This is a genomic window from Rhodobium orientis, from assembly GCF_003258835.1.
Classification (GTDB): Bacteria; Pseudomonadota; Alphaproteobacteria; order Rhizobiales; family Rhodobiaceae; genus Rhodobium; species Rhodobium orientis.
Window position 1 is genome coordinate 1 of the sequence record NZ_NPEV01000023.1, and the last position, 15113, is coordinate 15113.

At 53.2% G+C, this 15113-nt stretch carries 7 protein-coding genes and 1 pseudogene; 5 read left to right on the forward strand and 3 right to left on the reverse strand.

The annotated features are described in order from the left end of the window. From CH339_RS24675 to CH339_RS11695, 3 genes and pseudogenes are all read left to right on the forward strand, one after another. Positions 1-804, forward strand: a pseudogene (locus tag CH339_RS24675) (relaxase/mobilization nuclease domain-containing protein); the annotation flags it as partial. Positions 805-1050: 246 nt separating this feature from the next. Next, positions 1051-1992: a tyrosine-type recombinase/integrase gene (locus CH339_RS11690; RefSeq protein ID WP_111434543.1), complete on the forward strand. Its 942-nt coding sequence runs from the start codon at positions 1051-1053 to the stop codon at positions 1990-1992. 19 nt (positions 1993-2011) lie between these two features. After that, positions 2012-3973 carry a glycosyltransferase gene (locus CH339_RS11695; RefSeq protein ID WP_111434544.1) on the forward strand — a complete coding sequence of 654 codons (1962 nt, stop codon included), beginning with the start codon at positions 2012-2014 and terminating at the stop codon, positions 3971-3973. Here the strand turns inward: CH339_RS11695 and CH339_RS24305 are convergent. The 3 genes from CH339_RS24305 to CH339_RS11710 all read right to left on the reverse strand — a co-directional run bounded on the left by CH339_RS24305 (position 3970) and on the right by CH339_RS11710 (position 10310). Then, complete coding sequence (locus CH339_RS24305) at positions 3970-7386, reverse strand: ATP-binding protein (RefSeq protein WP_146610157.1); 3417 nt, start codon at positions 7384-7386, stop codon at positions 3970-3972. The genes CH339_RS11695 and CH339_RS24305 overlap by 4 nt on opposite strands. Positions 7387-7599: 213 nt before the next feature. Beyond that, positions 7600-9318 (reverse strand): ParB/RepB/Spo0J family partition protein, encoded by a 1719-nt coding sequence (locus CH339_RS11705; protein ID WP_111434546.1) that lies wholly within the window; start codon positions 9316-9318, stop codon positions 7600-7602. Positions 9319-9380: 62 nt separating this feature from the next. Beyond that, positions 9381-10310: an ArdC family protein gene (locus tag CH339_RS11710; RefSeq protein WP_111434547.1), complete on the reverse strand. Its 930-nt coding sequence runs from the start codon at positions 10308-10310 to the stop codon at positions 9381-9383. A gap of 565 nt (positions 10311-10875) precedes the next feature. Between CH339_RS11710 and CH339_RS11715 the strand changes: the two genes are divergently transcribed. Then, on the forward strand, positions 10876-11043 hold the full coding sequence (locus CH339_RS11715; RefSeq protein WP_201240991.1) for a hypothetical protein: 168 nt from the start codon (positions 10876-10878) through the stop codon (positions 11041-11043). A gap of 425 nt (positions 11044-11468) precedes the next feature. Further along, a complete protein-coding gene (locus tag CH339_RS11720) occupies positions 11469-15074 on the forward strand; it encodes a YobI family P-loop NTPase (protein ID WP_111434548.1) in 3606 nt (1201 codons plus the stop codon). The last annotated feature ends 39 nt before the right edge of the window (positions 15075-15113 follow it).

Sequence of the window (15113 nt, forward strand, 5' to 3'; positions counted from 1 at the left end):
GCCCAAAGCGAGGCTCGCGACCCCCGTAACTTTTCGCTCGCCGAATGGCAACAGGCGAAGCGCCAGGGCAAAGACCCTCGTGCCATCAAGGCAGTTCTGCAGGATGCCTGGGCGATCTCCGATACGAAGGCGTCCTTCATCCATGCGCTGGAGGAGCGCGGCTACTGGCTAGCCAAAGGCGACCGCAGAAGTTTTGTTGCTCTCGACATGCATGGCGAGGTCTACGCCGTTCCGACATGGATTGGCGTCAGGACGAAGGCTGTCCGCCAGCGGCTGGAGAACGAAGACGACCTGCCGGATGTGGCAACCACAAAGGCAAAGATCGCCGAGGAAATGCAGGAGGCTATGCGGCGGCATAAGGGCCAGTTGCTAAGCGATCTTCAGCCGCGCAACAGCCAATTGCACAAACAGCGCCGGGCCATGGTTCACCGCCACCGCGCCACACGACGAAAGCTGATCGAGACCATCGAGCGCCGCAAATGGGAAGAGGCCCGCACCCGCCAATCTCGCTTCCGCTCTGGCCTGAAAGGGCTGTGGGATTGGGCGCGCGGCGAGGCAAAGCGCATTCAGCGACGGAACGAGGCGGAAGCAAAAGCCTGCGCTCTACGGGACCGGGAAGAACTGGACGCGCTGGTCTTCGCACAACTCGCCGAACGACGGCGGCTTGTCGATATGCGGGCCGAACTTGCCCGCGACTTCACGTCGAGGTGGCGGAACATCCGCGACGATATCCGGGCCTATGACGAAATGCGTGAACACCGAGAAATTGAAAGGAAACGACGGCGGACAAGACGGTTCGGTTAGTCGATCTTGTGTCTCGTAAAAAGATGCGCACCGGGGCCGTTTGGCACTTCGGGGTGACGCATAAACCAAGCTGGCGTTGCAAACGCACTATGTGGATTGGGACTAGAATCTGCAAATCGGAAATTGCCTGTGTCGCACTCATTCCCCTAATAATTGAGCGCTGTAATCCAAGCTTAGTTATACACAGTATCCGATATTTAATGGATTTCACTTACCACATCGGCTCTCCAGCGACGGAAAGCAACGATGACAAACCAAGAATGGTCCACGCGAGCGGACTGCTACTTAAAATTTTGCAGGAACTCCAAAAATCTCTCGGACCTCAGCATGTCGGCGTATCGACAGGATTTAGATGAACTTATCCGATATGCAAATTCGTGCTCGATCCGGGAATTCTTCTGCCCAGACTCCATTTATGTCTACATCGAGTATCTCAGGGAGTCGCGAAACCTAAAGCCGTCGACCATCCGACGACGCCTTGCCTGCGTTCGGACATTTGCCAGATGGCTTGAAAAAGAAGAGCTGATCAGCGAGTCACCATTTCCCAGAATGGACCTGAAACTCAGGGTTCCAAAGCAACTTCCGAGGGCGCTCGGCCGCGATCAAATCACGCGCATTGCCCGGCATATTCCCGACAATCCTAGCAGTGGAACACCAGCCACCCGCCATTTAGGCAGCCTGGTCGATCGAACAACGGCCCTGTCGATCAAGCTGATGCTCGCGACAGGCATTCGGGTCAGCGAACTGTCGCGTATCAATGTCGGAGATGTGTCGGCTGACGCCAAAAGTATCCGGATTTTTGGCAAGGGGTCACGGGAACGGACCGTGTTCGTCGGAAGCAAGACCCTTGCCGATGACATTCGACGCCATATCGCCGAGCTGGACTGCGGCGACCACAATGCCCCTCTCGTGCTCAACAATCGAGGCGGACGCCTTTCTCCCCAAACGCTCCGACTACGACTGCGCCGCCTCTCCTCCGACCTTGGCATCTCACCCCACGTAACGCCGCATCGATTTCGACACACCGCTGCCACGACGCTCATCGAGGAAGGTGTCGACATTCGTTTCGTTCAGCGGCTTCTCGGCCACTCAAGCATTGCGACGACCGAGCTTTATACCCACGTCAACGACCGCTCACTGCGCACGGCGATCGAAACGGCCAACGCTATGGAGAAAATCGGATTCTGAATATCGATAACTTGGAATTATGCATACGATCTCGATCATTGTGCCTCATCACAGCAATAGGGCGGCATTGGACCATTGCCTTAGGTCCATCAGAAACACCGTACCCAAAGGTACGGAGATTCTTGTGGTGGCTAATAATAGCCGGATATCAGAAACAGCAGCGGAAGCGGCCACAGAGTTCGCAAAAGTGATAAAGGTCGAAGAAAACCTAGGGTACTCTGGAGCGGTAAATCTAGGTGCCGAAAAAGCCAGCGGTAAAATTCTAATATTTTGCGACGACGACGTTATCGTTACCCCCGGCTGGTTTGAGAACATGCTCGAGTTTCATTTGAGCTCCTCACGAATAGGCGCGACCGCTGTTAAGCTCATTAGTCCGTCTACGGGCCGCGTGGTGGATTTCGGAATAGCATTCACGGAGTATAATGCGCCACATCTGTTTCAAGACGTGCTGCCGAGTCATCCTCTAACGCTTATCCGACGACGAGTACAAGCTGCTTGCTCCGCACTAATGATGATAGACAAAGAGCTATTCGCCGAAGTTGGCGGGTTTTCGGTGCCTAATCAGTCTCATTATTCGGATTTAGAATTGTGTCTCAAGATAAAGCAAAAGCAAAAACAAATTTGGGTGTTGGGTGACGTAACCTGTTATCATAAAAGTAGTTATGTGACAGACGAGCGCGCTGCTTACAAAAGTGGAGAGATTAAATGTGATGCAAAGGCTGGTTTTTTTAAAGAGTTTGGCCATTTAATTGAAACCGACCTAGATAATTACTACAAACTTTTTATCAAGGCGGAAGGCCTGCAAGATCTTATGCGCAACACCGAATTTTCTCTCGTCAGTCTAGCAAACGTGATGAACCCCAAATGGTATCATAATATTATTTCAAAATACTTCTCCATAAATTCGATATATGATCTACCGACTTATCAACGTGATAACGCCAGTTTATCATTAATGAAATTTCTTGGTAGTAATTTTGTTCACAAAAATTCTCCATTAATATATTTTGTTGATAGATACAAAAGCCTCAAAGAAAACGCATACTGGTTTGGTAACAGAGTAAGCAATTCTGATGTAATTTTTGACAGAAATGGGAATGTTTTTCCTGTTGAAATTCTTCTAAAAGAGCAAGAATGGTCGACGGATGAGCTCTGCCGAACTTCGGCAAAATCGAATGACGAAGTTGCTGTAAAACCTACACTCCAGAAAAGTCTTGATGAGGCAAAATCTGTTCTGAAGGAATATTCAAACACAAGCGCTGGAAATGATAAAACCTTTAGAGCGTTTACCCACTTAGTAAACTCCATCCCAGCGCTCCGAGCCCATCGAGATTACGTCGAAGCGAACGAATGGGGCTTCGGCGACCGGGCTTTTCACATGATGTGGTTAAATATAATTAACGAGCTTTCCATGAGCGAAAAACCGATCACCGCGCTCGAAATAGGTGTTTTTAGGGGCCAAATAATCTCTCTTTGGCACCTAATCGCCGATTTGCTTGGGATACAGCTGCACTCCATTGGGATTACGCCGCTTGCTGGAACGAACGAAGAAAAGGGCACAAATTCGACGGCCGGTTCTCTCAAGAAAGCGAAAAGTTTCTACCCAGATTCCGACTATATTGATGACATACGCCGGATATTTTCAGATTTCAGATTAGATATCGACCGGAATGAATTGATACGAGGATACTCGCAGGACCCAACCGTGAAGTCTAAGATTTTAGGAAAGAAATTTGACATAATCTATATTGATGGCGATCATCGGTACAAATGCGTGAAATCAGACATTGAATATTATCAAAACCTCGTTAACGATAACGGGTACTTAATAATCGATGACGCCGGCTGCGACATGCAAGGGAACGCTTTCTGGAAGGGCATTCCATCGGTTACAAAGGCTTTGAAAGCCATCGACAGTCAACAGTTTGAAAACCTCTTCAACGTTGGACACAACCGGGTTTTTCTAAAAAGACAGTTCTAAGGGCATGGAAAATTTAAACGCTCCCTAGAATAGGTGCTTTGCGGTACATATTGCGAATGAAAAAGGCTGAATTCGATGTCGGCCATTGCTAATATGGTCGATACAGCTTCTCGCCTTTTGTTCCGCCTAATTAGAGATTTATCCCTCGCAAGAGACTGAGCCTGGAAGAGGCGCAAAGTGACGGCATAATCTTCAAAAAACCAATCAAACCGATCCTCGATCTCTGCGTTCTCGACCACAGAAACAAGCTCCTCGAACGCTCTGCTTAGTTCTCCGATCGCCTTTTCCTTTTCTTCGAGGATTTGCCAAATCTTTGCTCCAGCGTGAAATGCCACCCAATATACCTGTCCAAGATCGAAACGGCTGGAAATATCCTTCGCATGTGCAACGAACTCAAGTGCCTCTTCAGCAGCAAGCAGATCCTCACCCTCCAACATAAAGATAATGGCACCCAGGATCGATAATTTGGCCTCATGAAAAGGATCTAGACTAATCTGGCAATTGAGGATTTCTCGCCTGATCAATTCGAGCGCTTCCTCCCTCTTTCCCTCTAAAATCAGAATGTGGGAATGATGCAGCTTAGCCACCGCGCGATTGGTTATTAGTTCGTGAGCTGGGAGAAACATTTCATCGAACATTGATAAAGCATTTTGCCACTCTGCCAAAAGCTGTGGAGTTTCGGCGGCAAAGCCATAATGAATATAGCCGTTATCTATATGCTGTTGGAATTCAATGTATTGACACTTGCCAGCGCGGGCCGCCTTCATTGCGACTAAGCCGACTTTCCTTGCTTCAAGACTTCTCCTATGTCCTAGCAGCGCAGCGCAAAGGCGATTAGCAATAAGCCCAATAGCCTCTTGTTTCGAATTTTCTGTCAAAAACTGCAGGTCTTCTACCGAAGAAAACGCAGCCTTAAGTACGCGCATTGCCTTTTGATCTTGGCGCATGCCCAACAATAATGAACCAAAGCGAACACACAGCATCACGTATTCCGAGCCGGCATCCCTCAATTGTTTAGTTCTAACATGCAATTCAGAATGGATAAGTTGGTACAATTCCGCTGCCCGTTCATACCCGAGAACGGGTCGCAATCGATACGCAGTATGATCGAATATGCGTATGACGTAGCCAGCTGAGAACCAAGAAAGAAGGCGATCAAGCTCTAAGCGTACCAAGGGTTCTATCAATGGAAGCAAGTCGGATGCATCTACTCTGCCTTGATCCAAGTGGTCAAAAAGCGTTGATATTTGTGACTTGGCTAGTCGATTGAATCTGATCTCCTGCAAGGTAAATTGAGGAAGATAAAGCATCTGCCAGCGACTGTCTCTGAAGAACACTTCCAGGTCACTGTCTACTTCTTTTGACGCTGGACGTTTTGCCCGCATGAGGCGCAGCAGAGTCTGATGGCGGAACTCGATTGCTCGACCGGCATCTTCCACAACTAGTCCAAGCTCAATGAGCCTAGAAACGTCAGGCAGCTCAATTCCTAAAGCATCGAAGGCCATACTCGGAATCAACAGGAGCTTACTCAACAGATCAACGATGAGCCATTGCTTAGAGCTCAGTGTGTGCTCGAATGCCTCAAATCGCCGGGAAAGCAGGACGTCCAATCGGCGAGTGTTGTTGCCAGTAACTAGTGAAGCAACTTCTCGCTTGACCAGCTTGTAGTCCGAGACATAATACCCAATATTGTCATGTGATATGGCACCGCGTTGTTCAAGGAGCAAAATAAACTGCTCTACAAAGAGCGGAGTCAACTCTAGCTCTTTCAGCAATGATTCAGCCAACCCCGAGTAAATTTTCGTGAAACTCTCGAGCGCGCTGCCATCACCAACGCGTAGACAATTGTTGAGAAATTCCCGCGCCTCAGAATTGGACAGCTCACCAAGTTCGATAGATGACACCTGCTCTGGATGAGTGCTGCCTAAGTCAAGTAACCGCCGAAGATACAGACTAGACAAAGAGCCAGGCACAACAAGATCTGTATTGAGTGCCTGCACAACAACAATCTGGTGATTACTATCGAGCAGCTTGGTCGTCAAACCGTTAAAAAACTGTATCGTTGTCGAATCTAAGCCTTGAATATCATCTAATATTATGCCCAACCGTTGCCCCGCCAGCGAAGCTAAAAAGGCATCTTCGCATTCGCGAATGTTTGCTGAAGGCGGCCAGGAAGGATCGTACAAAAGTCGGTCTATGACACGACGAGTTTCTACTTTTTCTCTCCATGGTGCATTCAATTCGTTGTCGGCCTCGTCAGGAGCTTGGCGTGGAAGGCCATATCGTGCGGACAAGTACCTACGAAAGAACTCATCAAAGCTAGTCATCCGGGCTAGCTCTCCACGGAGATAGATAATGCGATATCCCAGTTTGTAGAGACGGTTCCTTAACTCATAGAGCATTCGTGACTTTCCACTTCCACTCCGACCGTAGACGGTGTGCAAGATCGGCCTATCGCGGAAAGAAACGATACGCTCAAACTTTCTCAGGCTCGAAATGTAAGAATTACCAACCAGCGGTGAACGAAAAAGTGAACTAACGGAGACCGAAGACGGTAGATAACAACACGAAACGTTACGACCCGCGCCATTGACCGTCCAGCGTGGCAGTTGAATTTTCTTACCGGCAGCAAAGGTGCGAAAATGCACGCGTCGCCGGATTACCTCGCCAGCAGAAAGCGTCACTTCAAATGAATAATCATTCTTTTCAATTTGCTCGTCGAGAAGCTCGAAATGGCGCAAAATCGTATTACTTGCAAATCGAACGATGACTCTCTCAACGCGGTGGTGCGTTGAATTGTAGAGGTAGAAGTCAAGAGCGAAGGTTTCCAAGACGTTCAGCAGCCCAATTTCGTCGCATCGCTTGTCAGAATCTTCGAATAAGGACTCACTCATGCCACGGTCCGTTAGATAAGTTTCCGGATCGCGAGTGAGTCTTGAGGTGACGGCAACATTTCCTGCATATCGTGCTCGACGAGAAGTAAAAGTAGGAAAGAACTCCCTCAACAATGAAGGGAAACGTAATATGATCGCTTCCAGGCTGTCATCATGAAAAATTCGGACTCTAATGTTTGTTTGGTCCTCGAACGACGCGAGATGCTCAATTGCGTTAGAGTTGATCCGGCTATACGAGAAGAAGAGTATTTCGGACAAATTGTCGGCAACCGCCATGACAAGTGAAGGGCTAAGTGTTCTTATTGACAGCGGAGCGCTGTGGTTTTTTGCCTCTGCAGCAACATCCCTACGGTCCAAGCGGAAGAAATCTCTACCCCTATCCCAGGAATGAGGCGTCTTAACCCAACGCCCCCCCTCCATCTTTTGAAGAATCTGGGAAACGAGTTCTTCGAAATATAGCCCGTCTCGACCGGCGGTGTTTACGAACCTCTGCCAATGCTCTTCTTTAAGATGGCGCATAATTCCAAGTTATCGTTTGTTGATATGCATTTGTGAAATCGGCACGTGGCCGGAAGGTACGGTTAGCACAAGTTGAGACAAATCGCGATGCCTGACACGCGCCTCTCTGTGCGGAAAACGGTGGCGCTACGCTTTCGAGTGGTTGGGCGCGGCTTTGCGCGCAAACGCCCGGCGGTCTTGCCGCCGGGCGCTTTTTTTTGGCGTTACCGGACGCTATGCAGCTTTGAAGCGCTTTTTTAGGTCCTTACCGCGCTCTACGGCGTCGATGCCGCTGCGCTTGGTGTATCCGCTCATGGGAAACGCCATGTAGCGCGGCTGCCAGTCGGGCGTATGCGGCTTGCGGGTGCCGTCGATGTGATCGCGGATGATCTTCTTTTGCACCTTCGCCGTTGAGGTGACGTGAGCATCGGCGGTGGCCTTTCCGGCGACTTCCTTCACAGCGGCGTTGATCGCTTCCTTGTCCTTCCACAGATCGAAAAAGGTGTCATCCGGCGTCCAGTGCGCGGCCATATCGGTTGACCGGAGAATGCCGAGCGCTTCGACGAGCGCGCTGCCACTCGACAGGGTTTCGGCGACGACGAACGTCAGGATGCGCCGGACGCTGTCGTCGTCGAGGTCCACGAGCTTAGCAAAGACGGACACAAGATCATGCGACCGACCGTAGTCGTGCTGGCGGTAGACGAGCGTGTCGCTGTCGTCCTGTTCGATACCAAGCAATTGCCGCACCGCCTCGCGTTCGGCAGCGGATGCCGCCTCAGCCGTGCTGGCGGCGAGGCTTTCGCCAATGGCCTCGCTGTTCGCCTTTTGCGGTTCGGCGCAGACCGTCCATAGGGCCGATCCGGCAATGATCTGCGCCGTGGCCACCCGAAGCGCAAGCGCGGGATCGCTCAGGAGATCGAGCCGCACGGCGGCATGGCGGTGCAGGTCGAGATAGTTCTGCATGGCCTTGGTGAGTTCGGGCCGTTCGCAAGCCTGCTCGTCGGTGTTGTCTGCTTCCGCCTTGTCGCGGCGCTTGGCTTCCTTCTCGGTTATGTAGCCCTCGTGGACCGTGATCTCGCCGTCCTTGGCGATCTGGATATAGACGCGGCCTCCGTCCTTCTTTGTCGCCTTGCGGTACTCCCAACTGGCGAAGAACGCGCCGACTTCCGTGATTTCCACATCCTGCCAGCCCTTGGCGAGGATGTCGTCTTTGAGCTTGGCAATGGCCTCGTTCTGCAAAGACCAGAAGGCGTCCGTGTCGTCGAAATACCGCTCGTCACCGAAGAGATCGGCAACGATCGCGCCGACATACTCTTCGATCTCGAACAAGGCGTTCTCGACCGGGATTTGCTGGCCGCCGAAGAGCCACTGGCGCAGCGCGTAGCCGTGCGGCGCGTATGCGTCCTCGTCCTTGAACAGCGCCCACCAGTCCTGTTGCTGGCGCTTTGTGGCAAGGGTCATCGTCCGCAGCGTCTCGGCTCCGATGTCGCCCCTGCGAAAGGCGGTCAGGATCGGCCCGATGATGTTGGCAATGGCCAAGCGTTGTTTGACGAGCCGCTCGGTCACGCCGAACTCGCTGGCAATGTCGGCAACGTCCTTGCCTTCCCCTACCAGCGCGGCGAAGGCCTTGTACTGGTCGATCTCGTCCATCGGCAGGCGGGCGACATTTTCCGCAAGCGAGGCCTCAATGGCTTTCGCATCGTCGCCGTCCTCCATGACGATGCAGGGCACGGGCTGTGCCTCGGCTTCCTCGGCCAGTTTGGTCAAGGCGTGATAGCGGCGCTGTCCCGCGACGATCTCAAAGCCTTCGCAGTTGGGCCGCACCAGAAGCGGCTGCAACAGGCCGAGCGAGCGGATGCTCGGCACGAGATCGGCGACATCCTTGCCGCCCTTCTTGCGGACGTTGACCTTGGCGGGTTTCAGTTGGTCGAGGGTCAAATGGGTGAGTTTCATGGGGTTTCTCCTTATTGCTTTGGGTTGAAATGAACGGTGCACAAGCGCACCCGTGAACGGCCCTAGCGGGGCCGCTCTGGGGCAGGCTCGGATGCTTTGCGGGGTTCGGTTTGCAAGCCGTGCAGGAACTCGGCGGCTTTCGCGGCTTGTGCTGCCGCCTTGAAGACATACTTCTTGTCGTTCCGGAGCGCGGTCAGCCAGCCCTTGATGTAGAGGGCATGGTCGTCACGCGGCGTCTGCACGATGCCGATGGCCGAACACAGGAAGGCTGCACCAAGCTCGGCGACCAGTTCCTCGAATGCGTACTTGTCCCGCTCGGCCCCGGTTTTTGCCTTGTCGCGGTCAAGGCGGTGCGCCGCTCCCGTCCAGTGGGTCAGCTCGTGCAGCAGCGTTGCGTAGTAGTTCTCCGTGGCGCTTGCCTGTTTGGTCTCCACAAAGGCCTTGGTGTCCGGGATTTGAATGAAATCCTCCACCCGGTGGTAGAACGCCTTGGCGCCGCCGTGACGGATATCGGCTCCGGTATTGGCGCAGAAGTGGTCCGCCGCTTGGATGCGGGTCACAAGGTCGATATCGCTACGGTTGACGAGGTTGGCGCGGTCGTATCCGTCAACCTGATCGGCATTGAAAACGGTATAGGTCTTGAGCATGGGAACGGCGCGTTCTTCCGTTTCGCCGCTGTCGGTCTGCTCTTCCCGGAGCAGCGTCTTATAGAAGATGATCGGGCTTCCCTTTTCGCCCTTGCGTACGCTCGCGCCGCGCTCCTTCCACTGGTTGAAGGTCGCCCAATGGCTGGACGAAAAACCCTTGTCCTGCTGGTCGAACCAGAGGGAGGGGATATTGATGCCCTGGTATCGATGTTCGGTGATCGGGTTGAGCGGCAGTCCTTGCGCTGCCAGTGCCGCAAAGGGCGGCTGGTAGTCGGCAAGGTCTACCGTCTCCAGAACGGCAATGATCTTGCTGGTGACCTCCTGATAGATATCTTTCTTGGCCATGGTGTCCTCGCTTGGGGTCTGGGGTTCAAATCCGGCGAAGCTCTCAGGAGAGAAAACCCGCCGCGCATGAACCCTTGGCCAGCGCCGAGCGTCCGAAATCCCGGAAACAAAAAAGCCGCCGCCGGAGAACCGACGGCGGCGACCGCAACGGACGCTATGACCGCAAGCAGGGCGCCCCAAAGCCTTGCCGCTTGCGGCGCCGAAGGCGGTCCGGGCCACACGGGAGGCACATGGTGCCGAATGGAGCGGGCCAGCCCGGACCAAGGCTATTGGATCAGGCGACCCTGCGGCGGTGTAAGCTGGCAGATGGGGTCCAAGCGCGTGCAACGCGCGAGCAAAAAACAAGTGGCGGCGACCTGCCGCCGCGTCTCTTCCTGTCCGGGATCGTCACCCGCATGGGCCGAAACCGCCCGCCGGCGTGCCGAAGGGCGGGTTCGGTGGAGCGAAGCGCAATAGAGCCCGCAAGACAGCCAAACACCGTGAATGTAGGGCTTTCTGGGTATGAATTTGGATCTTAGTCCGAAATCATCACCATTTTCGGGTATTTATGGGTAAGTTATTGGATATGACCTTCCGCATCGACACGTTGGCCACCACCCCGGAAATCTTCGCTCTCATTGCCGAGATCGACGAATTCAAGGCCGCGTTGCGAGCGATCGGAACGCTGGCGCCACGTGGCGACCATCGAAAGCATCAGCTCTTCCACTCGCATCGAGGGCGCGAGGCTCAGTGACAGCGACGTGGAGCCGTTGCTCTCCAATTTGGATATCCGCCCGGTGTGCTATCTCTTGGGGGGGTCGAGAACGAGATGCTCCAAGCAGAGCATTTGTTGCGCAAACTCAAAGCCTGAAATGGGCGGAGAGCCCACATTCGCTGCGCACGGGGCCGACGACCGCTTCGCCGGACAAAACTTGCTTCCGGCATCGTAGAGGCCAATGACTGCAAGCGGCCCAGAGCTTACACAGACTTCCGGTAAACCGGGTAGGAATTGAGCGTTTGCTTCGGTTGTGGCAAACGGCTACTTCGAAGCTCAGAAGCCGGTTGTCTACTAAAAGTAAGCATCCGGCGCCACAGCGGACCTTCTGGCCTTGACGCGCGTGGTCGCCTAAATTCTGCACGCGGCTGGGACAAAATTTAGAACATGGTAAGAAGCCCGGTATGAATACCAGTCTTACTAAAGTCGGCCATTGGATCTCCGATAAGCTCATCCAAATAGCGGAAGCGTTGCGCCTGAGATTCGCTTCGCCCGTGGGGCCAGCGAAATTCGTCGATCTCGCCCCAACCGATGAGGCTGACCAAGGAGGGGTGTATTCGGCTGCATTGAAGTTCGCGACCGACAGTCCGGACGTATCTAACATCGCGCTCACCGGGCCTTATGGCTCTGGCAAGAGCAGCATCATCCGATCGTTCTTGAAGTCCTATCCCCGCCAAGCCCTGCACATCTCTCTCGCCGCCTTCTTACCGGAAGCAGGCGATGAGCGACGCACGGTGACCAAACAGGAGATTGAGCGGAGTATCCTCCAGCAACTGCTCTATGGCGCAGATGCAAACAAACTGCCGCTCTCGCGTTTCAAGCGTATCCAATCGCCAGGATTTTGGTCGATTTTCCTATCACTCTACATTCTTACTGGGTTGCTCGCTCTCTGGCATGTATTCCATAATCGTGCAGCGATTTTTGAGGGTTCATATTTCGAACCCTTCGATCTCACGAACTGGCTCGATATCTCCGTAGCCGCTTTCGCGCTGATCTTTCTCTGGTCTGCGATTCATCACTTCTACGTCGCCAGCTTCGGCGTGTCACTTAAAAGCATTTCGCTGAAGGACATCGAGATACGGCCGTCGTCGGACGACCAGGATTCGATCCTTAATCGTCACCTGGACGAGATAGTCTACTTCTTCCAGTCGACGCGTTACGATCTCGTTATCGTGGAGGATCTCGATCGCTTCGAGGATTCCGACATCTTCGTCACCCTTCGCGAGATCAACAGTCTCGTGAACGGCAATGTGGGTGTGAGACGCCAGGTCAGATTCCTCTACGCGCTACGCGACGACATGTTCGTCAACACTGACCGGACCAAGTTCTTCGAATTTATCATCCCCGTCATCCCGATTATTAACAGCTCTAACTCGATTGACATGGTGCTCGCGCAGGGCAAGCGGCTGGAACTGGACGGAAGGCTCGATCAGCAGTTTCTGCGCGAAGTGTCTCGTTACCTAAGCGATCTCCGGCTGATCCACAACATCTTCAACGAGTACGCAATCTATGTCGCAAATTTGGAAACCGATGGCGAGAACGTACTCGACGCCACGAAGCTTCTCTCCGTGCTGATCTATAAGAATGTCTATCCTAGGGATTTCGAACGGCTCCATCGCGGCGAAGGTCATCTTGCCAAAATTTTAGGGCGCAAAGACGAGCTCATCGCTGCGCGTGAACGGAGCTATCGATCCGAGATCGCCGAACTCGAACGCGATGTCGAAAGGACCGAACAGGAGATCGCGAAGAATTTGAGAGAACTCAAACGCATTTATGCGATGGCCCTTCTCGAAAAGATGCCGCCCAATATCGCAGGGTTAAGCCTGCCGGGACAGTCCTATGTAACGCCCGCTAAATTATCCGAGCACAAAGATTTCGAACAATTCATTACGGCGCCAGCCCTTTACTACAACACTCTTAATGGTGGACAGCGTCAGTTCCAGGATGCTGCCTTCCAAAAAAGTGTCGATCCCGAAGCAAGTTATGCCGAACGGGCGCGAAGCATCGAGCACAAGGCCGACGAGCATAAGAAGGCTGCGCATCGGAGGATCGCCCATCTGAGAAGTGAGGTCAAAGCGATCCGGACTTGCAAGTTCAATGTCTTGCTGCGGTCCAGTACGCAAGAAGTCGAAGGCCTTTTCGAAAATCTCGGCGACGGCGGTGAACTCGCCCGGTTCCTGCTCTTAGAGGGCTATCTCGATGATAGCTACTACCAGTATACGTCCTTGTTCCATTCTGGACGGCTTTCGCCAAACGACAACAAGTTCCTGATACAAATAAGGGCTTTCCTCACTCCTGAGCCCCTTTTCCCAATCGACAACCCGAGTGAAGTCATCGCGGGAATGAGGGAGGATGATTTTGGCCTCGATTATGCGCTGAACGTCCGGCTCGTCGACGCGCTCCTGGAGAGCGAGGAGCACAAGGGGCGGCTCGGGAAGGTCTTCACATATCTTTCGAACGAGTTTCCAAACCAGCAGGAATTCTTCGAAGCCTATTACGCGACGGGATCGCACGTTGGCGAGTTTTTGAGGCAGCTCGTTGACGCTTGGCGCAACTTCGTACCCGCGGCCATTGAGAGCTCCTCCGCGGTCTTGCATATCGCGAGGCTCATCGAACATCTTCCGCCGGCCATGCTGGCTCGCGAGCGCGAGGAACACCCCGAGCTACGGACATTCGCGGCCGGCAACCTCCGGGACATTCTCGACCTCTTGGAGGGGGTTGATCCGGTCAAGCTTGAAGAGTTGTGTATCGAGACGAAGGACCTTGCTGCGATCGATGGATATCCGAACGTCGTTCGTAAACTGTACGAGCTCGGCCATTATCGCCTGAGCGAAGCGAACTTAGGCTACATTTTCGGCTCAATCCTCGGAGAAGATACCGGCCCGGCCTTGCGTAAGCGATATTACTCGAGGGTGCGAAACTCCGGAGCCGAACCCCTCCTCGACCGGGTGGAAAGCGATTTCGAAGCGTACTTCGCGAACGTACTGCAGGATATGGACGATGACGATGAGGAGGATATCGACGCAATACTGGCTGTGATGTCCCGCGATGAACTCAATGCCGAAGAGATAGAAACCTTCGTCCTGCGCCAAACGAAACTTTTGCCATCGCTCGAAGAAGTACCCGAGCGGTATCGGGCCATTGTGGTCCGCGGGGCCCAGATCGCTCCCACTTGGTCTAATTGCCTCGCTTATTTCCGATCAGAGACTTTCGATAGCGACGCTCTTATCACCTTCCTTGATGATGACGAGGTCCGCGCCACTCTTCTGGAAACGCCGATTCCGGTAACAAAAGAAACATTTCCTCTCCGTCAATTCCTGATCGAAGCAGATGATCTTGAAGATGAGGCATATCGCGCATATGCGCGGGCCCTACCCAAACAATTCGAGAAATTTCCCGAATCTTTAAGCGCTCGAAAGCGTCGGATACTTATCGATGAGCGGCGTGTCACGTTCAATGCCCAGAATTTGGCTGCGCTCGACGGCGAGGTCGACCTTCAAACGGTATTCGTCGCCCAGAACATCGCCTCCTATCTTCGCGACCCCAGCTCTTTCTCGATCGACGATGACTTCCGCGAGCGATTGCTTGCCACCGATATCACGAACGGCGAGAAGCGTGCTATCATTGATTTGATGGACTTGAGCGGTCTTCCCGGCCTTCCCGAGCGTGCCGGCATTGTCGGGCCGATCCTGTTGCGGACAAATGGCGCTCTGCCTTCACTCACACCTGACATCGTCAAGGCAATTATCGTGAACGCTAAGCCATTAAGCACACGGGTCCAGTTACTCAATCTCCTCCACGAAACGCTCGATAAGAACGATGTTCGTGAGGTCTTGGGAGAGCTTCCTTACCCATATTCGAAAATCCAAACCGGATATGCACGCCCCACGCTCAAGAGAACGAATGAAAACAGCGAACTTGTGAGTTGGTTGGATGAGCGCGACATCATCTCTTCGGTAGGAAAGCCGTTCTGGTCGAACGATATCATGGTTAATCTATATCGGTCATAACGTGATCACCCATGCCTTCGACTCTTTCGCGCGCCCTCT

Bases quoted from the DNA above. Each gene is read 5' to 3' on its own strand.
- CH339_RS11690 (WP_111434543.1), top strand. From the start codon at position 1,051: ATGACAAACCAAGAATGGTCCACGCGAGCGGACTGCTACTTAAAATTT.
- CH339_RS11695 (WP_111434544.1), top strand. From the start codon at position 2,012: ATGCATACGATCTCGATCATTGTGCCTCATCACAGCAATAGGGCGGCA.
- CH339_RS24305 (WP_146610157.1), bottom strand. From the start codon at position 7,386: ATGCGCCATCTTAAAGAAGAGCATTGGCAGAGGTTCGTAAACACCGCC.
- CH339_RS11705 (WP_111434546.1), bottom strand. From the start codon at position 9,318: ATGAAACTCACCCATTTGACCCTCGACCAACTGAAACCCGCCAAGGTC.
- CH339_RS11710 (WP_111434547.1), bottom strand. From the start codon at position 10,310: ATGGCCAAGAAAGATATCTATCAGGAGGTCACCAGCAAGATCATTGCC.
- CH339_RS11715 (WP_201240991.1), top strand. From the start codon at position 10,876: ATGACCTTCCGCATCGACACGTTGGCCACCACCCCGGAAATCTTCGCT.
- CH339_RS11720 (WP_111434548.1), top strand. From the start codon at position 11,469: ATGAATACCAGTCTTACTAAAGTCGGCCATTGGATCTCCGATAAGCTC.